Annotated in this window: 22 protein-coding genes; 8 read left to right on the forward strand and 14 right to left on the reverse strand. The window is 70.7% G+C overall.

Translation table 11 applies throughout. From position 1 onward, the window contains the following. Window positions 1-244 precede the first annotated feature (244 nt). Complete coding sequence (locus ACZ69Q_RS12465) at window positions 245-1,426, forward strand: flavin-dependent monooxygenase (protein ID WP_471040689.1); 1,182 nt, start codon at window positions 245-247, stop codon at window positions 1,424-1,426. A 6-nt stretch (window positions 1,427-1,432) separates the two neighbouring features. Here ACZ69Q_RS12465 and polX read toward each other — a convergent pair whose 3' ends face one another. The 7 genes from polX to ACZ69Q_RS12500 form a co-directional block, all read right to left on the reverse strand. After that, on the reverse strand, window positions 1,433-3,169 hold the full coding sequence (gene polX, locus ACZ69Q_RS12470) for a DNA polymerase/3'-5' exonuclease PolX (protein ID WP_471040691.1): 1,737 nt from the start codon (window positions 3,167-3,169) through the stop codon (window positions 1,433-1,435). A 158-nt stretch (window positions 3,170-3,327) separates the two neighbouring features. After that, window positions 3,328-4,569, reverse strand: a complete 1,242-nt coding sequence (locus tag ACZ69Q_RS12475; RefSeq protein ID WP_471040694.1) for a DegT/DnrJ/EryC1/StrS family aminotransferase — start codon at window positions 4,567-4,569, stop codon at window positions 3,328-3,330. Between the two features lie 154 nt (window positions 4,570-4,723). Next, a complete protein-coding gene (locus ACZ69Q_RS12480; protein WP_471040697.1) occupies window positions 4,724-5,851 on the reverse strand; it encodes a GNAT family N-acetyltransferase in 1,128 nt (375 codons plus the stop codon). 173 nt (window positions 5,852-6,024) lie between these two features. Further along, window positions 6,025-6,789 (reverse strand): class I SAM-dependent methyltransferase, encoded by a 765-nt coding sequence (locus tag ACZ69Q_RS12485; RefSeq protein WP_471040699.1) that lies wholly within the window; start codon window positions 6,787-6,789, stop codon window positions 6,025-6,027. Between the two features lie 94 nt (window positions 6,790-6,883). Continuing rightward, the gene (locus ACZ69Q_RS12490; RefSeq protein ID WP_471040702.1) at window positions 6,884-8,101 is read right to left on the reverse strand and encodes an aminotransferase class V-fold PLP-dependent enzyme; all 1,218 of its coding nucleotides are present in this window, start codon (window positions 8,099-8,101) and stop codon (window positions 6,884-6,886) included. A 4-nt stretch (window positions 8,102-8,105) separates the two neighbouring features. Beyond that, window positions 8,106-9,428 carry a pyridoxal-phosphate dependent enzyme gene (locus ACZ69Q_RS12495; protein WP_471040705.1) on the reverse strand — a complete coding sequence of 441 codons (1,323 nt, stop codon included), beginning with the start codon at window positions 9,426-9,428 and terminating at the stop codon, window positions 8,106-8,108. Beyond that, window positions 9,425-10,924, reverse strand: coding sequence for a type III PLP-dependent enzyme domain-containing protein (locus ACZ69Q_RS12500; RefSeq protein ID WP_471040708.1), 1,500 nt, complete (start codon window positions 10,922-10,924; stop codon window positions 9,425-9,427). The genes ACZ69Q_RS12495 and ACZ69Q_RS12500 overlap by 4 nt, the downstream gene beginning before the upstream one ends. 260 nt (window positions 10,925-11,184) lie before the next feature. On the opposite strand from ACZ69Q_RS12500, the gene ACZ69Q_RS12505 reads away from it, so the two are divergent. Further along, window positions 11,185-11,721: a hypothetical protein gene (locus ACZ69Q_RS12505; RefSeq protein ID WP_471040710.1), complete on the forward strand. Its 537-nt coding sequence runs from the start codon at window positions 11,185-11,187 to the stop codon at window positions 11,719-11,721. 16 nt (window positions 11,722-11,737) lie between these two features. On the opposite strand, the gene ACZ69Q_RS12510 is transcribed toward ACZ69Q_RS12505, so the two are convergent. Both ACZ69Q_RS12510 and htpG read right to left on the reverse strand, forming a co-directional pair. Further along, window positions 11,738-12,148 (reverse strand): VOC family protein, encoded by a 411-nt coding sequence (locus tag ACZ69Q_RS12510; protein WP_471040713.1) that lies wholly within the window; start codon window positions 12,146-12,148, stop codon window positions 11,738-11,740. A gap of 98 nt (window positions 12,149-12,246) precedes the next feature. Then, window positions 12,247-14,157 carry a molecular chaperone HtpG gene (gene htpG / locus ACZ69Q_RS12515; protein WP_471040715.1) on the reverse strand — a complete coding sequence of 637 codons (1,911 nt, stop codon included), beginning with the start codon at window positions 14,155-14,157 and terminating at the stop codon, window positions 12,247-12,249. Between the two features lie 204 nt (window positions 14,158-14,361). Between htpG and ACZ69Q_RS12520 the strand changes: the two genes are divergently transcribed. Then, complete coding sequence (locus tag ACZ69Q_RS12520; protein ID WP_471040718.1) at window positions 14,362-14,781, forward strand: hypothetical protein; 420 nt, start codon at window positions 14,362-14,364, stop codon at window positions 14,779-14,781. Between the two features lie 15 nt (window positions 14,782-14,796). On the opposite strand, the gene ACZ69Q_RS12525 is transcribed toward ACZ69Q_RS12520, so the two are convergent. Both ACZ69Q_RS12525 and ACZ69Q_RS12530 read right to left on the reverse strand, forming a co-directional pair. Next, window positions 14,797-15,537, reverse strand: a complete 741-nt coding sequence (locus ACZ69Q_RS12525; protein ID WP_471040720.1) for a class F sortase — start codon at window positions 15,535-15,537, stop codon at window positions 14,797-14,799. 115 nt (window positions 15,538-15,652) lie between these two features. After that, on the reverse strand, window positions 15,653-16,306 hold the full coding sequence (locus ACZ69Q_RS12530) for a hypothetical protein (RefSeq protein ID WP_471040723.1): 654 nt from the start codon (window positions 16,304-16,306) through the stop codon (window positions 15,653-15,655). A gap of 224 nt (window positions 16,307-16,530) precedes the next feature. Between ACZ69Q_RS12530 and ACZ69Q_RS12535 the strand changes: the two genes are divergently transcribed. Further along, a complete protein-coding gene (locus ACZ69Q_RS12535; RefSeq protein WP_471040726.1) occupies window positions 16,531-17,634 on the forward strand; it encodes an acyltransferase family protein in 1,104 nt (367 codons plus the stop codon). Between the two features lie 6 nt (window positions 17,635-17,640). On the opposite strand, the gene ACZ69Q_RS12540 is transcribed toward ACZ69Q_RS12535, so the two are convergent. From ACZ69Q_RS12540 to ACZ69Q_RS12550, 3 genes are all read right to left on the reverse strand, one after another. Then, the gene (locus ACZ69Q_RS12540) at window positions 17,641-18,237 is read right to left on the reverse strand and encodes a TetR/AcrR family transcriptional regulator (protein ID WP_471040729.1); all 597 of its coding nucleotides are present in this window, start codon (window positions 18,235-18,237) and stop codon (window positions 17,641-17,643) included. A gap of 19 nt (window positions 18,238-18,256) precedes the next feature. Next, on the reverse strand, window positions 18,257-20,320 hold the full coding sequence (locus ACZ69Q_RS12545) for a discoidin domain-containing protein (RefSeq protein ID WP_471040732.1): 2,064 nt from the start codon (window positions 20,318-20,320) through the stop codon (window positions 18,257-18,259). 176 nt (window positions 20,321-20,496) lie between these two features. After that, the gene (locus tag ACZ69Q_RS12550; RefSeq protein WP_471040735.1) at window positions 20,497-21,273 is read right to left on the reverse strand and encodes a class I SAM-dependent methyltransferase; all 777 of its coding nucleotides are present in this window, start codon (window positions 21,271-21,273) and stop codon (window positions 20,497-20,499) included. 737 nt (window positions 21,274-22,010) lie between these two features. Between ACZ69Q_RS12550 and ACZ69Q_RS12555 the strand changes: the two genes are divergently transcribed. From ACZ69Q_RS12555 to ACZ69Q_RS12570, 4 genes are all read left to right on the forward strand, one after another. Then, entirely contained in the window at window positions 22,011-23,288 is a 1,278-nt protein-coding gene (locus ACZ69Q_RS12555; RefSeq protein WP_471040738.1) for a CHAT domain-containing protein, read from the forward strand. Beyond that, window positions 23,252-23,638, forward strand: coding sequence for a CHAT domain-containing protein (locus ACZ69Q_RS12560; protein ID WP_471040741.1), 387 nt, complete (start codon window positions 23,252-23,254; stop codon window positions 23,636-23,638). Before ACZ69Q_RS12555 ends, ACZ69Q_RS12560 begins: the two co-directional genes overlap by 37 nt. A 45-nt stretch (window positions 23,639-23,683) precedes the next feature. After that, window positions 23,684-25,612, forward strand: coding sequence for a glycoside hydrolase family 5 protein (locus tag ACZ69Q_RS12565; RefSeq protein WP_471040744.1), 1,929 nt, complete (start codon window positions 23,684-23,686; stop codon window positions 25,610-25,612). A gap of 77 nt (window positions 25,613-25,689) precedes the next feature. After that, window positions 25,690-26,391, forward strand: coding sequence for a lysostaphin resistance A-like protein (locus ACZ69Q_RS12570; protein WP_471040747.1), 702 nt, complete (start codon window positions 25,690-25,692; stop codon window positions 26,389-26,391). Window position 26,392: the final 1 nt, after the last annotated feature.

Below are 26,392 nucleotides of genomic sequence, written 5' to 3' on the forward strand. Positions count from 1 at the left end.
AGGCAGGGACGGAATGTAAGGACAACCCCTCTGCGGCGACATGGGCAAAGCCGGACCCGTTCGGCTCCGCCCACGTTCCGCACGCTCCCCTCTTCGACCCTCGCTCAAACGGGCGGCGAAGTGGCGAAGATCATCGAAGCCCCGGGAGCCGATCGGCGCGTCAACTCGGCTTCGCGGACGCGGCGTTGACAGGGTGCGGCATCCGCGTCACGGTGATGACTCGTCGTGCCCGGGAGGTCACCCAATGGCAGCAGGACGTACCGACTCCGATCTGGTCGCACGGGTACGGGCGCTGGGGCCGCTCGTACGCGAGCACGCGCCGCGCACCGAGCGGGAGCGGCGGGTGGTGCCCGAGGTCGCCGCGGCGCTGACGGACGCCGGGATCCACCGGATGAACGTCCCCCGGCGGTACGGCGGTTACCAGAGCCGGCCGCGCACCCAGGTCGACGCGGTGACCGAGATCGCCGCGGCGTGCGGCTCGACCGCGTTCAAGACCGTGATCCAGGCCGGCTGCTCCTTCATCGCGGCGCTCTTCCCCGACGAGGCGCAGGACGAGATCTTCACCGGTCCCGACGTCAAGGTCGGCGGCACCCTCATCCCCGACGCGACGGCGGTCCGGACTGACGGCGGCTACCTCGTCAACGGCACCTCGGGCTTCGCCACCGGGTGCCACGACGCCGACTGGCATCTGCTGACGGTCCGGGTCGAGTCCGCCTCCGGCGACGGACCGCCCGAGCTGCTGTGGACGGCGGTGCCGATGGCCGAACTGGAGATCCTCGACGACTGGTACGTCTCGGGGCTGGCGGGCACCGGCAGCGCCGGCGTCGTCGCACGGGACGTGTTCGTACCCGGACACCGTACGCTGCCCGTCGGCCCGTTGCTGGCGGGTGTGTTCCCCTCCAAGGCCAGTGCCGAGGACCCGTTCTACCGGATGCCCGTCCTGCTGATGTTCTGCGTGTGGACGGCGCCCAACGCCCTGGGCCTAGCCCGCTCCGCCCTGGCCGAGTTCACCGAGCGCAGCCACCGCCGGGGCATCACCTACAGCCCCCACACCCGGCAGAGCGAGGCGACGGTCACCCATCTGCAGGTGGCCGAGGCGGCCATGAAGATCTCCTGCGCCGAAGCGCTCACCGACGAGTTCATCACCGTCATCGAGACACGGGCCCGGTCCGGCGAGCCGTACACACCCGAGGAGCGGGCCAGGATCCGCGCCCAGAACGGCTATGTGACCCGGCTGTGCAAGGAGGCCGTCGACCTGCTCGGCTCGGCCTCCGGGGCGTCGTCCCTGAACCTGGACGTGCCCGTGCAGCGGGCCGTGCGCGACCTGAACGCGCTGAGCCTGCACTCGTTCGTGAACCCGGCCACCAACCTGGAGATCTACGGCCGGGTCCTGTCGGGCGTCGACCCGGGCACGCCGTTCCTCTGACCTTGGTCAGCCCTTGTCCAGGAAGCGCCGCAGCCGGGTCAGCGGCCAGGTGTTGATCACGTCGTCCTTGGTGAGCCAGCCGCGCTGCGCCGTGCCCACGCCGTAGCGCAGGTTGGCCAGGTGGACGACGGCGTGGGCGTCGCTGTCGACGGCGAACTTCACGCCGTGCCGCCTGGCCCGCAGGATGTCCTCGTCGCGCAGGTCGAGCCGGTCCGGATGGGAGTTGATCTCCAGGGCGGTACCGGTGCGGGCGCAGGCGGCGAACACCGCGTCGAGGTCGACGTCGATGGCGGGGCGCTTGCCGATGAGCCGGGTGGTGGGGTGCCCGATGATGTGGACGTGCGGATTCTCGCAGGCCCTGACGATGCGCCGGGTCAGCGCCTCGCGGTCCTGATTGAAGTGCGAGTGCACCGAGGCCACACACAGGTCGAAGCCGGCGAGGAACTCCGCCTGCCAGTCCACCTCGCCGTCGGGGCCGATGTTCAGCTCCGCGCCGTGCAGCACCCGCATGCCGCCGCGCGAGCCGCGCCTGCCGTACTCCTCGTCGAGTTCGCGCACGCGGTCGCGCTGGGCGAGGATCCGTTCGTCGGTCATCCGCTGCATGGCCATGTCGGGGCCGTGGTCGGTGACCGCGTAGTAGGCGTAGCCGCGCTCGGCGGCCGCGGCGACCATCTCCTCCAGCGGGGCGAGTCCGTCGGTGAGGTCGGTGTGGGTGTGCAGATCACCGCGGATGTCCTTCTCCTGGATCAGCTCGGGCAGCTCACCGCGCAGCCCGGCCTCGATCTCGCCCCGGTCCTCGCGCAGCGTGGGCGGGATCCAGGGCAGGCCGAGGCGGGCGTAGACGTCCTCCTCGGTCTTGGAGACGATCTTCTCTCCGGTCTCGGTGTCGAAGAGCCCGTACTCCGAGAGCTTGAGCTTCTTGTGGACGGCCATCTCCCGGGTGCGGATGTTGTGCGCCTTCGCCCCGGTGAAGTACTGCATGGCCGCGCCCCAGGAGTCCGGCGGTACGACACGCAGGTCGACCTGGAGCCCCTTGGTGGTACGGACCGACGTCTTCTTCTCGCCGTGCGCGATGACCTCGGAGACGTACGGCAGTTCGGTGAAGGCCCGCATGACGGGCGCCGCCTGCTTCGCGGCGACGAGGATGTCGATGTCGCCGATCGTCTCGCGGGCGCGGCGCAGCGATCCGGCGTAGGCGCACCGCTCGCAGCCCTTCACCTGCGACATCTCGGCGACGATGTCCTCGGCGAGGCTCATCGCGACATCGATCAGGACCCGGTCGCCGGAGGACCGGAGCAGGTCGATGCCGTGCAGGATGTTCTCCTCGGTCTTCGGCCCGAAGCCCTTCAGGTCGCGCAGCCGCTCCTCGTGGATGGCGTCCGCGAGTTCCTCGGTGGTGGAGATGCCCAGTTCCTCGTACAGGACCAGGGCCTTCTTCGGGCCGAGCGTGGGGATCGCGGTGAGCTGGCGGACACCGGCGGGGATCTTCGCGCGCAGTTCCTCGACGGCGGACACGCTGCCGGTGGCGAAGTACTCGACGACCTTCTCGGCGATCGACTTGCCGACGTTGGGGATCTCTTTCAGGCCCTTGACGTCGAGCGTGGACACATCCGCGTGGTGGCCGCCGATCGCCCGGGCGGCCTTCTCGTAGACACGCACCTTGAACGCGTCTCCGCCGGTGATCGAGATCAGGTCCGCGTACTCCTGGAACAGCGCGGCGACCTCGTCGTTGGACCGTGCCACCTGTTCAGGGTAGACGGGGGAGGGAGGTGCCGCGATTGGTCGTCTTCTGTCCGCGGGTTCGTTGTGGCTGGTCGCGCCCACGCGGCGGCGGCGCGCATCGATACAGCCCCGCGCCCCCTTCAGGGGCGCGGTCGAACCGTTGTCGACTTCGCCGGGTCCTAATGGCCCAGGGGCGTCGGTGGGGAGTTCGTCGGATCGGGGGCGGTCTGGCGGGCCGACAGGGACGGATGGGCCGGCGTTGCCGCTTCCTTCGTCAGAGCGGCAGCGATCCTGCGGGCCGCCAGGGGATCGGCGGGCAGCGTGTGCGCAGCGAACCAGCGGGCCGCCTCTGGCGCGGGGGACGGTTCGACGAACTCGGCGCCGGCGTAGTCGTCGAGCGGCGGGTCGTAGATGTAGCCCGCGACCACGCCGTGGTTGACCAGGCGCTCCACGAGGGCGTTGCGGTCGTGCACCAGGAGCGGGACCCGGAAGAGGGAGGGCGGGCCCTCCTGGGTGCTGCGGTCACGCAGCGCCGGGGTGGCCCAGGTGGTGCCGGACAGCAGCGAGACACCGGCCCTGCGGCGGGCCAGGTCGCCGTCGAGCAGCGACATCCGCAGCTCGAGCTGTCCGCGCACCAGGGCCCCGTGGCGGGAGCGGAAGCCGTGCAGGTCGACGCGTACCCAGGGCTCGTAGGCGGCCAGGCTGGGCGCGTGGCGGGCGCTGCCGGCGAGGCGGGGCGCGTGCAGGGCCATGCGGAAGTCGTCGCGTTCCAGGAGCCCGAGGCGCTGCATCGTGCGCCAGGCGGGCCGCACCAGGTGGAGCGTGCGTACGGCGGAGCGCGCCAGGGGGCGCAGCGTGGTGGCGAGGTCGTCGCGCAGCTTGCGCGGGGTGAGCAGGTCGTCGCGCAGCAGCTCCAGCTCGCGGCGGGCGCGGGCGTCGTCGACGGCGAGGAAGCCGCCGGCCATCGCGGCGACGTGCTTGGACAGGCTGAACGCCGCGGCCGTCCCGAAGGTACCGATCGGCTGCCCGTCCACGTGGGTGCCGATCGCGTGCGCCACGTCCTCGATCAGGGGGATCCCCAACTGGTCGCAGCGGCGGCGCAGTTCGACGACCCGGTCCGGCAGGCCGTACAGGTTGGTGGTCAGGACCGCGTCGATGTTGCGCCAGGTGGACTCCGGTACGGCGGCCGGGTCGATGTTGCCGTCCCACTGGGACACGGGGGCTTGGACCGGGCGCAGTCCGGCGGCGAGGACGACGAAGAGGATCACGTCGTCGTTCACCGGGGACATCAGCACCCGTCCGCCCGGCCGGCACCAGCGCCGCAGCGCCAGATAGAGGGCCAGTCGGGCCGAGGGCGTGTAGACGCATTCGCGTCCGATGCGCCGTGTCATCATCGCGGCGAGCCGCGATCCGTACGGCATGGTCACCTCTTCCGTGGAAGGGTCGGACGATGGGTCGCCCGGAGCGGGCGGAGCGCGTTCTCGAACGTCGTTCGAGGCCGCCGTGCGAGGGATGCGGGACCGCACGGGGCCACGGGTACGGCGCCGGCGGGTGCGTGATGAGAGCGAGATGCGTTCAGCGGGCGCGCGCTCCCGCGCCCGGCGGTTGGGCCGGGCCGGAGGTGCGCAGCGTGCCGACGGTCTTCAGCAGCCGGTCGGCGGGCTCGCGCAGCCGGGGATGGGCCAGGACCGTGTTGCGCAGACCGCGCACCGGTCTGCGCCACATCCGGTGGGCCGCCGCCACCGGGTGCGGACGCACCGCGAACCCCTCTGCCACCCGCAGCTCACGGGTCTTCAGCCAGTCCTTGTACTCCTTCTCCCCGCGCCCCATGTCCATGAGCGTCACGCCGTCCCGGCCCGCGGCCTGCGCCAGCCGCAGATGCATCATCAGCCCGGGCGAGTAGTAGCCGAACTCCGGGTCGTACGCCGTGAACCAGGCCGCGAACACCGAGCGCGATCTCGGCCCGAAGTGCGCGGCGACCGGTCGGTCCCCGGCGTACACCACGGACAGAATGCCGGTGAAGTGTTCCTCCCGGACCTGGAAGAGGTGGTCGACGAGGTCGACGATCCAGGGTCTGGAGAACCGGTCCATCCGCCCGGTTCTGCGGTACTGGGCCGACTTCCACCGCATGAGGGTGCGCAGCACGCGAGGGTCGCGCTCGTCGTAGACGAACCGCACCTCGCCCGCGTCACGCCCGAGGCGGCGCTCCTTCTTCAGAGTCGTCTTGGCCAGCCCCGGGTACGTGGCGCGCAGCCACTGCGGATAGCCGTCCTCGCCGGGTTTCAGGTCGAGGACGGGCGAGGCGAACGTGCCCGTGACGTACGGGCCGAACGGCTGCTGTTCCTCGACGAGGTGATCGAACTCGAACACGGACAGCCCGCACACCTTCAGCAGTTCGCGGGCGTCCCAGGTGACCCCGGGCCGGTGCACCAGGGCCTGGCAGTCGGACAGGCCCAGGCCGATGGCCCGGCCGACGCCGTAGGCGTTGCGCTCGTACGGGAAGAAGCCGACGGCCTCCCCGCCGTCGTGCAGGACCGCCACGTACGCCCCTTTGCGGTGCCTGGCGACCCCGAGCGCGAACTCCGGTGCCAGGAAGGGGTTGGCGTAGTCGGGCGATTCCTCCATCGCCCGGTGCCACGCCCGGCGTAGCTGCTCGTTCAGTTCCTCGGGTCTGTGAATCGTGATGGCGCTCGTGGATCGCATGGCGACCGCTCCCCCCAAATGCCCCCCAAGACGCGCTTTTCGGCGCGTCGCCACTGTGTCCCCCATGTCGAACTTTGTGGCGAGGCTCAAACGTCGCGAAACAGTACGCACGCTGTCAAGGTGCCTGATGAATCCTTTAGCAGTGCTTGGTGACCAGAGGGCGACCGGTCCGGTCAGCGGATCGCGACGAGGACGTGACTGTCGCCGTACTGCCAGACCGCACCGACGTGTCCGAAACCCGCCCGCCGCAGCAGCAGTTCATGTGCCGACACCGACAGGTGGCCGGCACAGTCGGCGCCGGAGGGCGGCTGCCTGCGCCGGCGTTCGGCGAGCAGGTCGGTCAGCTCGGGATCCTGAGCGACGGCCGTCCACCAGGAGTCCCAGTCCTCGTGCGCCAGGGCTCGCCGGCGTTCGGCGTGGCGCCTGCCGACGCATCCGGCGAGGGCGGCGAGCGCTGGGTCGTCGTGCGGGAAGTGGTCGCCGTTGACGAGGATGCCGCCGGGCCGCAGCAGGGCCGCGAGCTGCCGGTAGACGCGGTGCAGGGCGTCGGGGCCGAGGTAGTGCAGTGCCGTCGTCGACACGGCGGCGTCCGGCGGCCGGTCCAGGCACAGGGCGTGCGTCCAGCCCTCCTCGCCGATCACCGCGTCGACATAGCGGGCCGCGTCCGCGTGATGGGTGCGAGCGAGCTCAAGCAGCAGCGGGTCCATGTCCACGCCCACGATGTCCGCGTACGGCAGCCGCCGCGCCAGCCGGGCCGCCAGCGAGCCGGGACCGCAGCCGAGGTCGACGACCAGCGGCCTCGCGGCGTCGCCCGCCACGGCCTGCTCGATCACATCGGCGATCACCGTGAAGCGTTCCTCGCGGTCCACGGCGTACCGCTGCTGCTGGAGTTCCCAGCGGTGCACCCATCGCTCCGCCGTCGCCAGGCTCAGCCCCATCCGGTCGTGCCACCTCGCCGTCTCGCACCCGACTCACCCTGTCGGCGCGACCCTACAGGTGGAAACGGTTCCCATTACGCCGGACGGCGGAGCGTCACCCGAGGGAGGCAAGGACCCTCAGCAGCCGGTCCACCTCCTCGACGGTGTTGTGGACGTGCAGGCTCACCCGCACGGAGCCCGTCTTCTCTCCCGCGCCGCCCTGGCAGTGCTGGTCGGAGCGAACCATGAAGCCGTGGCTGAAGAGGATGAAGCCGAGGTCGGAGGAGTCGATGGAGTGGTGGCGCAGGGTGACGATGCCCTGGCGCCGCTGCACGGGCGAGTCGGCTGCCAGGCTGGCCTGGCAGCCGAGGATCTCGTAGGCATCGAGATGGCGCAGGCCCTCGGTGAGCCGTGCCGCGAGAGCGACGGTCCAGCGCTCGATGCGGTCGGTGCCCGCGGCGTCCAGCCAGTCCAGCGCGGCGGTCAGGGAGGCGATGCCGACGGTGTTGGGGGTGCCGGCCCAGCCGCCGGGCGCGAACCGAGGCCCGCGGGCCAGGCGGGCCCACACGGCGCCCGTGCCGGGCAGGGCCATGGCCTTGTGGCCGGAGAAGACGACGAAGTCGACGTCGAGATCGGCCACCGACACCGGCAGATGGCCGACGCTCTGGGCGGCGTCCAGGCAGATGACCGCGTCCGGGCCGACCGCGCGGCGGATGCGGTGCACGTTCATGTCGGCGCCGTACACGTGGTGGACGTGGCTGACGGCGACGAAGCGGGTGCGCGGGCCCGCCAGTTCGGCGAGAACGGTGTGGTCGTAGTCGCCTGACGCCCGCTGGTACGGCATCGGCCGCACGCGGATGTGCACGCCCTGCCCTGCCAGTTCCCGCTGGGCCGCCAGCCAGGGGGCGATGTTCGCCTCGTGGTCGGCGACGGGGACGACGATCTCGTCCCCGTCGGCGAGCAGCCGGGGCAGCCAGTCGCGGGCGACGGTGCGCAGGCCCTCGGTGGTCCCGCTCGTGAAGTGCACGGTCGAGCGCTCCGGCGCGGGGTCTTCCAGGAAGAGCTTGACCCGGTCGCGGGCCTCCTCGACCAGGGCGGTGGTCCGATTGGCCCAGGTGTAGGTGCCGCGACCCGCGTTCGCGTTGGTCGTGGTGAGGTAGGTGTGGACGGCGTCCAGCACGGCCTGCGGTTTCTGGGCGGTGGCCGCGCTGTCCAGATATGCCAGTTCCGGGTGTGCGGTGATGATCGGGAACTGGGCGCGCAGGGCCCGCTGCCACTCGGCCAACTCCTCGACAGCGTCCGGGATGAGGCTGTCGGTCCTGGGTACGGTCATGGCGTCAGTCCCGTACGAGGGGTGCGCCCGCGTCGCGCCAGGCGATGATCCCCCCGGTCAGGCTGCGCACGTCCGGGTGTCCCATCCGGGTCAGCAGGGCGGCGTAGCGGGCCGACTTCTCGCCGATCGGGCAGGCCAGCAGGACCGGGCGGTTGTGGCTGAACGGCAGCCCGCCGTGCAGGAGTTCCTCGAAGAGCTCGTCGACGATGTTGACCGAGCCGTCGATGTGCAGGGCGGCATAGGCGTGGGGGCCCCGCAGGTCCACGACGAGGGGTTCTCCGGTGGCGATCCACGCCCGCGCATCGGCGACGTCGACGGCCGGTGCACTGCGGACCTCGGCGTCCGTCAGGTCGGCCGGGGAGTTGCCGCGGCGCGGGCGGCCGAAGAGGTCGGGGCGCCGCCGGCGGACGTAGCTGAGATAGCTCTCGACGCGGTCGCAGACTATGAACACGGCCGACTGCCGCTCCGTCAGTTCTGCGTCGATGTCCCGGAGTTGGCGTGTCGCGCCGAAGTAGGCTGCGCCTCCGGTGGGTCCGGCGAGGATGCCGCAGCGGCGGTTGAGGGTCAGCATGCCCTCGATCGCCTCGTCGGCGCTGACCGACTCGATCGTGTCGTAGGTGCCGGGGTCGAACAGGCCGACCTCGTGCGCCTCGTCGATGGTGCGGATGCCGGGGACGAAGTCGGACTTGGCGGCGACCAGCCCGACGACCCGTACGGCGGGGTCGTGTTCGCGCAGGGCGCGGGCGACCCCGGTGGACGAGCCGGCGGTGCCCACGCAGGCGATGAACCAGTCCGGCGCCCGGCCGTCGAGGTCCTTGACGATCTCCGGTCCGGTGCCGGTGAAGTGGGCTTCGATGTTGCGCGGGTTGAAGTACTGGTCGGTGTGCACAAGAGTGCTGCCGGGTTCGCAGAGCGCGCGGTGGAACTGGGTGAGCGGGTCGTCGGTGGCGGTCGGGTCGAGGCATTCGCTCTGGCCCGGCAATTCCTCGATCTCCGCGCCCAGCAGCAGGAGCAGGTCCTTGATCTCGGGGATGCGCATCCGGTTGGTGACGCTTTTGAAGGTCAGGCCGTGCATGCCCGCGAGTACGGCGAGGGCCTTGGCTGTGTTGCCGCTCGACAGCTCCACGACCTGGCCGCCCTCCTCGGGTCCGGCGGCGGTCAGGTGCGGTCGTGCCATGTTCCAGGCGGCCCGGTCCTTCACCGACCCGAAGGGGTTGAGCAGTTCCAGCTTGGCGTACAGGTCGATGTGGTTCAGGCCGTGCACGGCCGGGTCGATGCGCACCAGCGGTGTGTTGCCGATGGCGTCGGTGATGCTGTCGTACCTCACTGCGCTCCCCCCACGGGTGTGGTCGGCCAGTACTGGTCGTCCAGGCACCAGCGCCATCTGTCGCCCTCCCGCCAGGCGGCGACCTTGCGGGCGGCGGGCTGGTGCTGGGCACGGGTGGTGTGGAAGTCCATGCAGTAGCCGGCCGTGTTGGCGAAGGCCAACAGGTCACCGGGGGCGGGGCGGCGGGGCAGGAAGACGGTGCGGCGGGTGATCAGGTCGGCCTCCAGACACAGGTTGCCGAAGAGATACGCGGCGACCGGCTCGGCTCCGGTTCCCGTGCCGGTGGCGGTTGCCGTGTCGTCGGCGTGCGCCGGGTCCCGTCGGACGACGACGGGGTCCATCAGCACGCCGTGGTCCTCCAGCGCGACGTCGTCGGCCTTCGCCGCCAGGCGTATGTGCAGGGGTCCGCCGGCCTCGTGGTCGCGTACCTCCAGCACCTTCGTCAGGGTCAGTCCGCACTGGTCGAGCAGGGCGCGTCCCGGTTCGGTGTGCAGGTCGTAGAGGTGCTCCAGGAGCAGTGCGGCCAGGGGTCGGCCGCCGAGGGAGGCGGCCGGCTGGGAGAGCAGTTCGTCGAGGTAGCCGGCCGCGGCGACCGGGCGGTGGGCGGGGTACAGGCCGAGCGCGCCGCGCAGGGTGCCCGCTTCGTTGCGCAGTCCGTAGCCGTGCCCGCCGTAGGTCAGGGGCGGGCGGATGCCCATGACGGCCTCGGTGAGTGCGGTCGTGTACCGCTCCCACTGGCCGCCGTCGGCAAGGTAGTTCACGCCGAAACCGCCGCCGATGTCCACGGCCCGGGGCCTGAGCCCACGGCTGCGGCACTCCTCCAGCACCCGCAGACAGCCCTCGAGCGCCAGGGCCTTCTCGGTCAGGCTCGTCGTGTCCAGGTGGTACGCCACGCCGACCAGGTCGAGCACGTCGGCATGCCGTTCGACGGCCTCCAGCAGCGGTGCCGTCTCCCGCGCGGCGGTGCCGAATCGGCTGCTCCGGGTCAGCACCCGTACGCCGGACGCCTCGAACCCCGAGAGGCGGAGCAGGACACGGACGCGGGGCAGGGCGTGTTTGCGTACCAGCGTGGCGAGTTGCTCCAGTTCGCCTCGCGTGTCGAGGCTGACGGTGACCGAGGTGCGGGCCGCCAGCCACAGGAACTCCGGGTTCTTCGGCCCGGTCGCCGTGATCCGGTCGGGCGAGAGTCCGGCGCCCAGGGCGTGCTGCAACTCCCCCAGCGAGGCGACGTCCACGCCGGCGTCCGTGGCGGCGAGCCTGCGCAGCAGGGCACTGGACCGGTTCGCCTTGTGGGCGAGGAACACCTGGCCGGAGAGGTGGTGGGTGCCGTACACGGAGCGGAACCGCGCCAGATTGTCGGCGAGTTGGTCGGGCACGAGCACGTTCAGCGGCGACCCGAGAGCGTCGGTGAGGGTGTGCAGCAGTTCCGGGGAGTTCAGCAAGGAGCGCAGCCGCGGTTCCAGCCGCGGTTCGAGATACAAGGGCTGCCCGCCCATGCCCGGCCCTCCTCAGCGCTTCGGGCCCGACACTCCGGGCGCTGACGACCACTCCCCGCGGTTTGCCGTATAGCTCCTTTCCCGGCATCCGGTGGTTTACGCCCCGTACCTGCACTGCTGGGCAGTACGTCAACAGGTGGGCCGAAAATCACCGCTGCCCGGCGCGCGGGTGCCGGCCCGGCCCGGAGCACCCCGTTTCCGTGATAGGGACACTGCAGTCGACACGATCCACGGATGGGGTTGGTGTGTTCGGTAGGCGGATGGCGGTTGTGATGGTGGCCGGGCTGCTGGGTCTGGCCGGCTGCGCTTCCGAGCAGGGCGCGGCCGGGGCCGAACCGACGGACGTGGCGGCCGGCACTCCGACCGCCACCTCCGCCTCGACGCCCGCGCAGGCGTCCCCCTCGGTGACTCCTGCGACTTCCCCCTCGGGGTCCCCCCGCCCGTCGCCGGTCCCCGTCACCGGACCGGATCAATTGCTGGTGACCATGGAGGTCACCGGCGGCTTCGCGGGCGTGCACAAGGAGGTGGCCCTGCGGGGCGACGGCACCGTGCACACCACCGACAAGGGCGAACGCGCGGTGCGCCGCACCAGCGCGGCGCAGTTCACCGAGCTGCGCACACTGCTCGGCGACCCGGCGCTGGACGACGTCTCCGACTTCACGAAGAACATGCAGGCCGCGGATCTGTTCCAGTACACGCTGCGCTTCGGCTCACGCACCGTCAGGACGGACCTGTCCGCCGAGGAGCCCGCGCTCGACCGTCTGGTCCACGCCCTGAGCGCGTGGCTGCCGAAGTGAGCGATCCTCGGCCCGCTCAGCCGCCCTGCCCGGCGATGTTCACCATCCAGGTGATGCCGAAGCGGTCCGTACACATGCCGAAGACGTCGCCCCACATCTGCTTGTCCAGCGGCACGGTCACGTGGGCGCCGTCCGACAGCTTCTCCCAGTAGCCGCGCAGCTCGGCGTCGTCGTCGCCGCTCAGGCTCACGGAGATGTTGTTGCCCGGCTTGTGGTCGTCCGTCGGAGTGTCGGCGGCCATCAGCGTGAAGCCGTTGGGGGCCTCCAGCATGCCGTGCATGATCTTGTCGGCAAGCGGGCTGTCCTTCTGGCCGAACTCGGCGTAGGTGTTGACGTTCAGCGTGCCGCCGAAGACCTCCTTGTAGAACTCCAGAGCCTGGCGGGCGTCGCCGGCGAAGGTGATGTAGGGGTTGAGACGCGAGGCCATGGATCCTCCAGGAGTAGGGCCGGAAGCCGACTGCAAGGAAGGTAGCGCGGGCCACTGACAACGGCCCGCGCTCACGGCCACATGGGGCACGGCGCCGGTTAGAGCGTGCGCTCCAGACGGTCCGCGACCAGCTTCACGAAGCGCGCCGGATCCTTCGGCTGGCCGCCCTCGGCGAGCACCGCCAGCGTGTGCAGCAGCTCGGCCGACTCGACGAGCCCCGAGCGGTCCTCACGTTCCTTGTACGCCTGGTTCAGCCCCTTCACCAGCAGGTGCTCGGGGTTGAGCTCCAGGATCCGCTTGGTCGCCGGCACCTCCTGGCCCATCGCCCGGTACATGTTCTCCAGGGCCGGCGTCAGGTCGTGCGCGTCCGAGACGACACAGGCCGGGGAGATGGTGAGCCGCGTCGACAGGCGCACGTCCTTGACGTCCTCACCGAGCTGCTCCCCCATCCAGCCGAGCAGTCCGGCGTACTCCTCGGCCTGCTTCGCCCGCTCGCCGTCGGTCTTCTCGTCGCCCTCGGCGTCGAGGTCGATCTCGCCCTTGGCGACGGACCGCAGCCGCTTGCCCTGGAACTCCCCCACCGTGTCGACCCACACCTCGTCGACGGGGTCGGTCAGGAGCAGGACCTCGATGCCCTTGTCCCGGAACGCCTCCATGTGCGGGGAGTTCTCGATGCTCTGCCGGGACTCGCCGGTGATGAAGAAGATGTCGTCCTGGCCGTCCTTCATCCGCTCCACGTACTGCGCGAGCGTGGTCGGCTCGTCGTCGGCGTGCGTGGTCGCGAAGGAGGCGACGGCGAGGATCGCGTCGCTGTTCTCGGAGTCGGTGACCAGGCCCTCCTTCAGGACCGTGCCGAACTCCCGCCAGAACGTGCCGTAGCGCTCGGCCTCCTTGGTCATCATCTCCTTGACCGTGGACAGCACCTTCTTGGTCAGCCGGCGCTGCATCATCCGGATGTGCCGGTCCTGCTGGAGGATCTCGCGGGAGACGTTGAGCGACAGGTCGGCCGCGTCGACGACGCCCTTGACGAAGCGCAGGTACGGCGGCAGCAGCGCCTCGCAGTCGTCCATGATGAAGACGCGCTTCACATAGAGCTGGACGCCGCGCTTGTACTCCCGCGTGAACAGGTCGTGCGGGGCGTGCGAGGGGACGAAGAGCAGGGCCTGGTACTCGAAGGTGCCCTCCGCCTGCAGGCGGATGGTCTCCAGCGGCTCGCGCCAGTCGTGGCTGATGTGCTTGTACAGCTCGTGGTACTCGTCGTCGGACACCTCCTCGCGCGAGCGCGCCCACAGGGCCTTCATGGAGTTCAGCGTCTCGGGCTCGGGCGCGTCGGTGCCGTCGCCGTCACTCTCGCCCGTCTCCTTCTCCATCCGGATCGGCCAGGTGATGAAGTCCGAGTACTTCTTGACGATCTCCCTGATCTTCCAGGGCGAGGTGTAGTCGTGGAGCTGGTTCTCGGGGTCGGCGGGCTTGAGGTGGAGGGTGACCGAGGTGCCCTGCGGCACGTCGTCGACGGTCTCCAGCGTGTACGTGGCCTCACCGCGCGACGTCCATCGGGTGCCGTGGGCCTCGCCGGCGCGCCGGGTCACCAGCGTCATCTCGTCCGCCGCCATGAAACCGGAGTAGAAGCCGACCCCGAACTGGCCGATGAGCCCCTCGGCCCCGCCCTCGTCACTGGCCTCCCGGAGCTCCTTCAGGAAGGTGGCCGTTCCCGAGTTGGCGATGGTGCCGATGAGCGCCCCGACCTCGTCGTACGACATCCCGATGCCGTTGTCGCGGACCGTGAGGGTCCGGGCGTCCTTGTCGATGTCGATCTCGATGTGCAGGTCGGACACATCGGCGTCGAGCGTGTCGTCCTTCAGCTTCTCCAGACGCAGCTTGTCGAGCGCGTCGGAGGCGTTGGAGACGAGCTCGCGCAGGAAGACATCCTTGTTCGAGTAGACCGAGTGGATCATCAGCCGAAGCAACTGACGGGCCTCTACCTGAAACTCAAACGTCTCAGTCGACATGGTTCGCGACTACCTCACAGATTCGACACCGGAACTGGTCGAAGTCACTGTAAGACACAAGGTCAACGCGGAGTGCCGTGATCGGGACAGAGTCCTGCGCCGCCCGGTCCCGCACCACCCTGAGACATCACAGGCTGTCTCCCGCCCCGTTCGCTGCCAAGGTCGAAGGGCATCGACGATCAGCACGATCGAACGGAGGAGCCGATGCCCACTTCACGCCTGCTCTCAACCCGGCGCAGGTCGGCGGCCGTCACGGGGGCGGCCGCCGTCCTGCTCGCCGGAGCCGGACTGTTCACCGCCGCGCCCGCCCAGGCCGCCCCGCGTCCGTGCCCCGGCGCGGGACCGGGCGACCCGGCGCGCTGCGCCCAGGTGATCGGGATCGACCCGGGCTCGGCCCTGGTGATGCGTACCGAACCGCGTTACGGCGCGGGCGAGGTGGCCCGCTATGGCAACGGGCAGTGGCTGGAGCTGTCCTGCTGGACCACCGGCGACCCGGACGCCGACGGCCACAACTACCGCTACTGGATGCAGGTCTCCACACCCAGGTCCTGGGGCTACGTCAACGACTGGTACCTCGACACCGGCGGCCCGAACACCTGGAAGTCCCAGCTTCCGCAATGCTGAGCGGCGGCGCGTGGCTCACACGAGGTGGGCGAAGACCACCAGGTTCGCGGTGTAGTCCTTGACCTGACGGTCGTAGTCGCCGGCGCACGTGATGAGGCGGACCTGGGCGCGGGGGGTGTCGGCGTAGACGCGGGCGCTCGGGAAGGTGTCCTTGTCGAAGGTCTCCACGCTGTCGACCTGGAAGGACGCGCTGCGCCCGTCGGAGCGCACCACCTGGAAACGGTCGCCCTTCGCCAGCCCGCTGAGGTTGGCGAAGACCGCGGCCGAGGTGGCCGTGTCCACGTGCCCGGCGATGATCGACGTGCCCGGCTCACCGGGGGAAGCCCCGCCCGCGTACCAGCCGACGAGGTTGGTGTTGTCGGCCGGCGGGGGTTCGAGCCGGCCGGCCCGGCCGATGACGAGATCGGCGAAGGGCGCGTTGACCGAGATCTTGGGGATGAGCAGCCTGAGCGGCCGGGCGCGGGGCAGGTGCTTGCCCACGGGCCGTGAGTCGGGGGAGGTCTCCCTCTTGGGCGAGGGAGCGTGCGACCCGTTCTCGCCGAGGGCGCGCCGCTCGGCCGAGGACGCGCGCGGCAGGCCGTACCCCTCGGACGCCGTGTCCTCGCCACCGCTCAGGGTGACCGCCAGGACCATCACGGCGATCGCGCCCCAGAACGTAGCCATGGCCACCCGTCTTATCCGCCGCGAGGTGGCGGAACCGGCCGGGTCGGGCGGGGCCGGATCGGTGTCGGGGGAAGAGGGACGGCCGGCGGTCATCGGGCACCACCTCACTGGGGCACGGCAGCGAACGCATAGAAGGGAACAACCGACGGGGCCGCCGCGACGCGCGGCGCACGCGCGGCGGCCACAGCGGTTATGTCATCGGGCATGATCAGGCCGCGGTTCCGGAGGCCTTCTTACGGCGCACGACGTACATACCGGTGCCGGCGACCGCGAGCGCGGCAACCCCACCCGCGGTCACACCCGACGAGGCGAGGCCGCCGCCGCCCGTGTGCATCCCGCCGTGCGGCTTGTCGTGCCCGGAGCGCCAGGACTCCTCGTCGTTCTCACCGCCCCACGAGTCCTCCTCGTCGCCCTTCCACGAGTCCTTCCCGTGGTCCTCCTCGCCGCCACCCCAGCTCTTCTCGGGGCCGCCCTCCTTGCTGCGGTAGCTGTCCGGGTCGTGCTTCGGGTCCTTGTCACCGCCCCAGTCGTCGCCGTTGGTCACGGCGGCAAGCGCTCCGCCACCCGTGTGGATCCCGCCACGCGGTCCGTCGTGCTTGCCCTCCTCCTCGTGGTCCTCCCACTTACCGTGGTCCTCGGACTTGCCGTGCTCCTCCGACTTACCGTGCTCTTCGGACTTGCCGTGCTCCTCTGACTTACCGGGGTCCTCGGTCTTCCCGTGCTCTTCGGACTTGTCGTGCTCCTTGCTGTGGGAGCTTTCCTCCGGGTCCCAGTCACCCATGGTGACGGCGTAGGCGGCGGGTGCGATCGCCAGCGCGGCCGTGGCCGTCGCGGTGGCGAGCAGCATGCGAACAGAGCGCATAGGTGAATCCTTCCGTCATGACCTGGGCGGCTGACGCTTCATCACCACTGGAGCCAGGCCTTGACGTGATCCACCGTCAGTCATGTCTTGCGGACGCACCATCCGAAGCGATCACACGGGTTACGACCACACCCTGACGGCCCTATGTCCACACGGCGCGCCGCTCGGGGAGCCGTGTTCACCCGCAGATGTTTGCCTCGGCCCGAAGTGGTGAGACGCGTGGGATGTCACAGCCCGTCGCCACAGTCACCGCCCGTGTCCGCCCCGCGGGGCCGTCACCTGCGCCTTCGAAGCACCGGGACGCGTTCTTCGACAACGCCAAGTACGCGGCGATCGTGCTGGTGGCCGTGGGGCACGCGTGGGAGCCGCTGCGCGACGGCAGCCGGACCGTCTCCGCCGCGTACATGCTGGTGTACGCCTTCCACATGCCGGCGTTCATCATCATCTCGGGCTATTTCTCCCGAAGCTTCGACGGCCGCCCGAAGCAGCTCAGACGCCTGGTCACCGGCCTGATCGTGCCGTACGTCGTCTTCGAGACCGCGTACACCCTGTTCACCCGGTGGACGGACCAGGAGCCGGACCGGCCGATCAGCCTGCTGGACCCGCTGTATCTGACGTGGTTCCTGGTGGCGCTGTTCCTGTGGCGGCTGACGACCCCGCTGTGGCGGCGGGTGCGTCTGCCGCTGCCCCTCGCACTGGTCGTGGCGATGCTGGCCACCCTCTCGCCGTCCATCGGCAATGACCTGGACCTCCAGCGCGCCCTTCAGTTCCTGCCGTACTTCGTACTGGGGCTGTCCCTGAGGCCCGAGCACTTCCGGCTGGTCCGGCGCCGCGCGGTGCGGATCGCGGCCGTACCCGTCTTCGCCTGCGCTTTCGTGATGGCGTACTGGGCGGTGCCGCGGATGACCGGTGGCTGGTTCTACCACCGCGACAGCGCGGACGAGCTGGGGGCGCCGCAGTGGTACGGGGTGGTGATGACGCCGGTCCTGTTCGTCTGCTCGCTGGTGCTGGTGGCGTGCTTCCTGTCCTGGGTGCCCGGGCGGCGGATGTGGTGCACGGTGCTGGGCACGGGCACGCTGTACGGCTATCTCCTGCACGGTTTCGTCGCGCAGGGCGCCAAGTACGAGGGCTGGTACGACCCCGCCTGGATCCACCGGCCGCTCGGCGCGATCGCCGTCACCCTCGTGGCCGCCGCGGTCGTGACGGTGCTGTGCACACCGCCCGTCCGGCGGCTCCTGCGCGGTGTGATGGAGCCGGAGATGCACTGGCTGTTTCATAATGATTCAGACAAGTCGGACAGTGAGCGGGCTGCCGTCGCGCGGGCGTGACCCCGGTCAGGGTTCGCTCACCAGCCCCGTGATGTGCGAGGTCACGGTGTCGAGGATGTCGTTCCAGACCTCCTCGTCGCCGAGCACCAGATAGTTCAGGGTCAGCCCGTCGGTCATCGCGGCGAGGTAGCGGGCCAGCACGGGGGCGGGGACGCGCAGCCGCAGGCCCATCGTCTGCCCGAGCTGGTCGATGAGGTCGGCGTAGGTCTCGGCGTACAGCTCGTACTGCCGGCGCGCCAGATGTTCGAATCCGGGCTGACGCAGGGCGTACTGCGCCAGCTCGTAGGTGAGCATGTGCTCGTCCGGGTGGGCGCGGACGTGGTCCCAGTACGCCTGGAACCCCGCCCGCACGGTCTCCTCCAGGGTGCTCCGGGGCCGTAGCGCCTCCTTCACCAGCGTCACGTAGTGCCCGGTGATGGTAGTGATGACGGACTCGACCAGCTCCTGCTTGGAGTCGAAGCAGTAGTGGAAGACGCTCAGCGAGACGCCCGCCTCGGCGGCGATGGACCGGGTGGTCGTCCTGGGGACGCCGTCCCGGGCCATCGCCCTGATCGCCGCTTCGGTGAGCTGTCGCCGCCGCTCGGCGGACGGCAACCGTGCCATGGAGTCCCTCTCGTGGGTGTCAGCTACTGTGGACGCCGACCTCGTAGAGGGAGTAGCCCCAGTCGGTGCCCCGCTCCTGGCCGTGGACGCGTACGTATCTGGCCGGAGTGCCGGTGAACCTGGCCGTGTCCAGGCCGCCGTCGCCGGCGGTCGTGGACCAGGCGGTCCGCCAGTTCACGCCGTCCGTGGAGAGCTCGATGCGGTAGGCCTTACCGTACGCGCGCTCCCAGTCGAGGGTCACCCGTTTGACCAGGCGGGTGGAGCCGAGGTCGACCTGGAACCACTGGTCGTTGCTCCAGTCGCTCGCCCAGCGGGTGCCGCCGTCACCGTCGACGGCCCGGCCCGGCTGGTAGCTCGTGAACAGGCTCCACTCGGACGAGCTGGCCGACGTGCTCGCACCGCGCGCGAGGTTCACCCCTGCCTCGTGGCCCTCGGAGGCCGCCCAGGTGTCGAGGTAGGACTCGGCACCCCGGAAGAGGTCGTCGACCACGTCCTGACCGCCCATGCGGCGGATGTCCTCGATCCAGTCCGGGACGAGACCGTAGTGGGCCGCACCGTCGGTGTTGAGGTCCCAGGTGCGCTGACCGGTGGTCTGGCGGTCGATGACGGAGCCGCCGTCGGTGCTCTTGAAGGGGTACGTGACCTTGTTCGGGGCGTCGGCGCCGCGCGGTCCCGGCCAGCCGCCGACGCCGTTCATGTCGGTGCCGTAGCCGTATCCCACGCCGTACTTGTCGCGCAGGGCCTCGGTGCGCTTCGCCTCCGAGATGAAGCCCTCGGAGCCGTGCATGTACTGGGCGATGAAGCCGCCGAGGCCGTAGACCCGCTCGGTCCAGTCCATGTCCATCCAACTGTGCGAGGACAGGACGCCGGGGTAGGAGGCGGACTCGAAGATGTCGAGGGCCCGGCCGGTGGCCTTGACGCTCATGTGGTCGACCTCGAGCATCATCTTGCGTTTCATCATGCCCCGTACGGCGTACTCACCGAGATCGGTGAGCCCTCGGACGTTGCACTGCGCGTCCGCGTTGTACGACGGGACGTCCACGCCGGCCGGAAGTTCCTTCTCGGCCTCGGCGGCCGCGGCGTTGCCGATGGGGTTGTCGTGCTGCGGGCCGGTGCACTTCTCGGTCTTCCAGAAGGTGCCGGTGGACAGGAACTGGCCGACGTTGATGGCCGTACCGAGTCCGCCCGAGTCGAAGCGGACGCCGCACAGGGCGTTGTCGAACTTGTGGCACAGGAACATGCTGCGCACGCCCAGCGAGTACAGCTCGTCCAGGCCCTTGTCGATGTCCTCCTTGCTGCACTGCGCGATGTCGAGGATCTGCTTGCAGCCGAAGGGCTCCGAGGTCTCCACGCCGAGGATGACGGCCAGCTTGCCCTGCTCGATGACCTGGCGGGCCTGCGCGCTGTCGGTGACGATCCGGAACCAGCCCTTTCCGGTGCCGCCGTACATCTTGTCGATGAAGGCCTGCATGTCGTACGTCAACTTGGCCTGGAGCCGGATCGACGTCATCTCGTCGCAGCTACGGTCCTTGAAGAAGTACACCGAGCAGATCACGCCGTTGGTGACGAGGTCGTTGACCAGCACGCGCTGCCCGCCGCGCCAGGCGCGCTCGACCCAGGCGTAGTAGTTCTGCTGGTGGGTCAGCGAGTCATGGGCGGGCCAGTCCTTGAAGGTGGGCCAGCCGACCGGATCGTGCTTGCCGTCGCCGCCGTTGGTGATGAAGTCGAAGATCGCCAGCGAGCCGTCCGGATAGTGCTCGGGACAGTCCTTGAGGGCATCGGCCACGCCCTGCTCGGAGAACGGCTTTCCACAGATCAGACGGCCGCCGAAGGCCTCGTTGGAGAAGATGTGGTCGTGCGCGTCGACGAAGCCGCGGACCTCGCCCTTGGCGTTGGTGCCGGCGAAGGGCTCCCCCGTGACGTTGATCTGGGAGTCCGGCGCGGGCCGCGCGGTCGGGTCCCACCAGTTGGTGCCGGCCGCCGAACTCGGGGTGGGTCCGAGCGCGATGGACAGCACGAGCAGGAGGAGCGACACCACGGTGACGTTCTTGCGTCTGCGGTACGGGCGTCCGGCAGTGGTCACAGCCCACGTCCCTCGGTCGACGGGAAAGCGGGGTCGGGTTGTCATGACCTCGCAATATGTGCGACGAGGATGGCCACTGGCGCTTGACGAGTCAAGAGTCCGGGACAAATGACCTACTGGCCGGTTACAAATGACCTACTGACCGGTTACAAGTGGACTGCTGACGGGCAGTCGGTTCACATCGGGTGCGTGAGACGGATCTTCGACTGGCCGTGCGGGAGTTCCTCCCAGTCCGTCATGAACCGGGCCCGCAGTCCGTGCCGTTCGGCCAGCTCCACGAGGGTCTCGGTGCGGTAGTAGAAGTCCTCCCGCAGGACCTGGTGTTCCTCGCCCTCGGTGCGGTCGAAGGTGAAGTCGAACCAGCCGCCCGGCGCCAGCACCCGGCCGACGTTGGCCAGGCACTCCTCGATGACCGGCAGCGGCGAGTGCGAGAAGACGCTGTGCGCGTGCACGACGTCGAAGTGGGCCTCGGGCAGGAACCGCAGGGTCAGGTCGCGCACCGGGGTGAGCGTCGGGAGCCGCCGCTGCAGGCCCATCGCCACGACGGTGTCCTGCGCGGCGAAGAGGATGTCGGGCGAGATGTCGATGCCGTAGTAGTGGCCGGGCTCCAGGTGCCGGATGAACCGCCAGCCGCCGCGCAGGTTGCCGCAGCCGATCTCCAGCATCCGGTGCCCGGGGCGCAGGCCGTGGCCGACTAGGTAGTCGAACTGCATCTGGCCGAGCGCCAGCCATCGCTCCCTGTTGTGGCTGCCGACGGCCGCGTCCGGGTCGGCGCGGGTGTCGGAGCGCATCACGGCGCGGTAGTAGGAGACATGGTCCCGATGGCGGCGGCGCAGCCATATGTCGCGGGCCGAGCGGGCCAGATGGCGGGGCACCCGGTCCGGGTGGCGCAGGGCGTAGGCGAGGCGATGGCCGAGGGCCGCGCGGTTCACGGTGAGGTTCTTGGCCGGCATGGGGATCGTGCCTCCTGCCCGGGGATGCGGACGCGGTACCACCGAGCATGCTCAGCTCGGTGCGGGGGCGCCACAGGGGCGGTGCGGTGCCGGGGCGCCACAAGGGCACAAGGGCGGTGCGGTGCCGGGGTGCCACAAGGGCACAGGGGCGGTGCGGTGCCGGGGCGCCACAAGGGCACAAGGGCGGTGCGCTGCCGGGCGGGCCGGCCACAGGGGCGGTGTGGCCGGCCTGCCCGGGTGATGAGCGGGTTCCGGCCCCGGTGCGGACGAAGTGTCGGCCGTATGGGTGAGGAAGGCGAATCTCATCGTGGCCGTGGAGGCCCGCACGGCCCTGCCCGAGGAGGCGACGGACCTCCCGGACCTCGCCGAGCTGCGCCGCCGGCTGAGCGAGACCACCTCGGCCCCGGCCCTGACACGGCTCGCCGCCGCCTGTGCGTACGGCTACGCGGCCGCCGACCGGTACGGACCGGCGTCGGGACTTCACGGCCTCTCGGCCGCCGTCGAACTGCTGCCGCAGGCGGCGTGGTGGGGGCACAGCCGTACGGCTCGGGAGGACATGCTGGCCGGCCACACCGGCCTGGCGACCGACGCGGCGGCGTGCGCGATGGACGCCGGCCGGCCCGCTCACGCGCTGGAGCTGCTCGAAGGCGGCCGCGCCGTGCTGTGGCAGCAGTTGCTGCGGACCCGTGCCGACCGGAGCCGGCTGTACGAGGTGGCGCCGCGGCTCGCCCCGGCGGATGGACAAGCTCGCCGCCGCCCTGGAGCGGGACGGCGGCATGCCCAACGACCGGCGGATGGCCCTGGTGTACCGGTGGGAGAAGCTGGAAAACCGGGCGCAGGCGAGGATGCAGCGCGAGTGGCCGAGCCTTGCGATACGCGCTCAGCAGGCGCTGCCGGACGCGGTCTTCACCATGCCCGCATTCGGGCCGGACCTGTCCCCGGCCGGCGCGGAGGGGCCGGTCGTCGTCGTCAACGTCAGCCGTCTGGGGTGCGCCGCGCTCATCGTCGAGGACGGCGCGCGCGAGCCGCGCACGATCGGCCTTCCCGGCCTCACCCAGGACGAGGCCCACGACCGGGCCCGCCGGTACGTCGCGGCGATGACGGGCGGTCAGGAGGACGGGCGGGAGCGGGTGGTCGGCGAGACCCTCGACTGGCTGTGGCGCGTCATCGCCGAACCGGTCCTGAACGCACTCGACGAGGGCGGCGGGGCCGACGGCACGTCCCGCCCGCGCCTGTGGTGGTGCCCGACGGGACCCCTGAGCGCGCTTCCCCTGCACGCCGCCGCACGACAGACGCCCGGACAGCGGGAGGAGTCCGGCGGTGCCGGCGTGCGACAGGCAACCGAGGAACGGAAGGAATCCAGGCACACCGCCGCACGACAGGCCCCCGGAGAGCGGGAGGAGTCCGGCGGTGCCGGCGTGCGACAGGCAACCGAGGAACGGAAGGAATCCAGGCACACCGCCGCACGACAGGCCCCCGGAGGGCGGGAGGAGTCCGGCGGTGCCGGCGTGCGGCAGGTACCCGGGGAACGGGAGGAATCCGAGCACGCCGCCGCACGACAGGCACCCGGGGAATGGGAGGAGCCCCGGCACGTCCCCGCGCGGCCGGCACCCGAGGAGCGCGAGGAGTCTGTCGGTGCCGGCGTGCTGGACCGGGTCGTGCCGTCGTACACCCCGAATCTGCTGGTTCTGGTACGGGCCCGCGAGCAGCGCGGCGCGGGCGACCGCACCGCGGACCATCGCCTCCTGCACGTGTCCGTGAGCGACGCCGCCGGGCAGGCGAGCCTCCCCGGCACCGCCCGCACCCGTGCCCACCTGGAGGAGCTGTTGCCGGCGGAGCGGCGCACCGTGCTCGAAGGGCCGGCGGCAACCGGCGATTCGGTCCGCGCGGAGTTGGAACGGCACCTCTGGGCCCACTTCGACTGTCACGGCGTGCAGTACCTGGACGAGCCCTTCCGCGGCAGGAGCTGGACGATCCGTTGCGCAGCCGCCTGGACCTGCACGACGCTCCGCTGACCGGCACGGATCTGATCGAACTACCCTCGCTCCAGGCCGAGTTCGCCTTCCTCGCGGCCTGTGCCACCGCGGCGGGCGGCGAGCTCGTGCACGACGAGTGGATCAGCCTCGCCGCCGCCCTGATGTACTCCGGGTTCCAGGCGGTCATCGGCACCCTGTGGCCGGTCTACGACCGGCCCACCTCCCGCATCACGAGGAGCGTGTACGACCGTCTCCTGGCGGACGGCTCGAACCACTCCCCCTTCCATGCCGGCGGCGCCCAGGCTCTCCATGAGGCGCTGCGCGAGGAACCTCTGCGTCTGCCCGAACATCCCAGCGCCTGGGTGGCGTTCGTGCACTACGGTGTATGAGCCGGCTCAGCATGACGCCGCCATGACAAGTCCACGGCTTTCGGGATGGTGCCCGTGCGCGGAACGTTGGTGAGAGCGGCACTGGCCGCCGCAGTGCTCCTGGTCCCTGCGACCCCCCTCCCCCAGGCCATGGCCGAGCCGCGGCCCGTCGCCGAGTCGGCCGCCCCGGTCGCGGCCGCGGACTGGACGCCTCCGCTCAGCACCCGGGGCCGCTGGATCGTCGACGCGGACGGCGACCGCTTCAAGCTGCGCTCGGGCAACTGGCACGGTGCCAGCGGGACCTGGAACGGCTCGGGCGATCCCGAGGACGACGCCGCCCACCACGCGGGCGAGAACTCCGGCCGGATGCCGCTCGGCCTGGACCGCGCCCCGATGGCCGAGATCGTCGCGGGCTTCCGGGAGATCGGGATCAACAGCATCCGGCTGCCGTTCTCCAACGAGATGATCCACGACAGCCGCCCCGTGACGGACGACTCCGTCGCCGCCAACCCCGCGCTGCGCGGAAAGACCCCGCTCCAGGTGTACGACGCGGTGGTGCGCGAGCTCACGGCGGCCGGCCTCGCGGTGATCCTCAACAACCATACGAACACCACCCGTTGGTGCTGCGGGGTCGACGGCAACGAACGCTGGAACGCGAGCCGGTCCACCGCCGCCTGGGAGGACGACTGGCTGTTCATGGCCCGCCGCTACCGGGACGACCCGCGCGTCGTCGGCGCCGACCTGTACAACGAGGTGCGCCGGAACGTCTGGGACGACCCCAACTGGGGCCTCGGCGACGATCACGACTGGTTCGCCGCGTCCCAGCGCGTCGGGGACCGCATCCTGACCGAGGCCAACCCGAACCTGCTGATCGTCGTCGAGGGCATCAACTGGACGGGCATCCCCGTCGACGGCCTCCCGCACGAGCGCCCCACCCTGGAGCCCGCCCGCCGTCTCTCACACACGCTCGTCGACTCCGGCAAGCTCGTGTACTCGGCCCACTTCTACGACTACACGGGCCCGAACCACAGCGGCGCCACCGGCACGGGCGAGACCACCGACCCCCGCTACCGCGATCTGAGCCCCACCGAACTGATCGCCGTGCTCAACCGCCAGGCCTTCTTCGTGTCCGCCGAGCAGGACCAGCACTTCACCGCCCCCGTCTGGATCAGCGAGTTCGGCGTCGGGGGCCGCGCCGAGACCGGTCAGAAGCCGCGCGCCTGGTTCGAGAACTTCGTGGACCAACTCATCCGCACCGACGCCGACTTCGCCTACTGGCCGCTCGTCGGCTGGCACGACAACCGCCAGGGCAACGGCTGGGCGCTGCTGCACTGGGACGCCGAAGGCCGCCGGATGGGCCTGTACGACGGCGACGACTGGCGGGCCGCCGCCTGGACACGGCTCATCGAGGCCGACGGCCGCACCGGCCCGGTGCCGCGGGTCGCCCAGTGGTCCATGCTCAGCCCCGACCACGGCGACTTCGTGCAGTCGCGGCGAATGCGCGCTCTGCCCGACTGGGACTCCGGCGCCCGCAAGGCGGCCTGCCCCGACGGGCAGCGGCTGCTCGGCCTCGCCCGCACCGGCAACCGGGGACTGTGCTCGGACGTGACCGCCGGCGCGCTGTGGGCCCCGGCCGGCGGCCACGAGGTGGTCGTCGACGAACGGCACGTCCGCCCCGGCGGCGACTGGGCGTCCGGGTACACCAAACTCCAGTGCGCCGACGGTCAGTTCCTCATCGGGTACAGCGTCCGCGGCGCGGCCGTCTCCGCCGCCCTGTGCGCGGCCGCGCCGGCCGGGAGGCTCGGCACGAGCGGCCGTACGGTCTGGTTCGACCGGGGCGACAACCGGGGGCCGGCCGCCAAGGGCGGCGACTTCGCGTACGGCCGCTACAAGGGCCAGTGCGCGGACGACGAGTACGCGGCCGGGATCGCCTACACAGGCCGGGTGGGGTCGGCGCGCACGCCCGACGCGCTGTACTGCCGAAAGCTGGGCTGAACGCCCGGAACGGGCCGACACGCCCACGGACGGACCGGGGAGCCGGGACGATGGCGCCGGGGGATGCTGGAACCCGGATGCGGATCACCTGTGCTGTCGCCGTGCTCGCCGCCGCGAACCTGTTGAACAACTGGCTCGCGCGGAGCCCCGCCATGTACGTGCTCATCTGCGTGACGGCGACGGCCGTGCTGCTGCTGATCGCCCGCTGGGACGGTCTGACCCGGGCCGACCTGGGGCTCGATCCGGAGGGGGTGCGCCGGGGGCTGCGGTGGGCTCCCGTCCTGGTGGCGATCGTCCTGCTGGTCCTGCTGATCCTCCTCGCGCTTCCCGCCGGACGGGATGCGTTCCGGGACGCGCGGGCCACGGATCTGTCCCTGGAGCGGATGCTGTTCGGAGCGCTTGTGCGGGTGCCGTTCGGGACCGTGCTGCTGGAGGAGACCGCCTTCCGCGGTGTGCTGTGGGCCATGATCAGGCGCCGGCACGGAACGGCGTGGGCCACCGGCCTGTCGTCACTGCTGTTCGGGGTGTGGCATCTGATGCCCTCACGGGGCATCAACCGCTCCAACGCCGCGGTGGGCTCGGTCTTCGGCGACGGGCCGGCGGGGGTGGCGCCGACCGTGGCCGTGGCGATCGTCGCCACGGCCCTGGCCGGGGTGGTCCTGTGCGAGCTGCGCCGCCGCTCCGGCAGCCTCCTGGCACCGATGGCCCTGCACTGGTCGGTGAACAGCCTCAGCTACGGGCTGGCCTGGGCGGCGCCCCGCTGGTGGCTCGACGGCTGAA

The sequence above is a fragment of the Streptomyces sp. NPDC036764 genome, assembly GCF_055609385.1.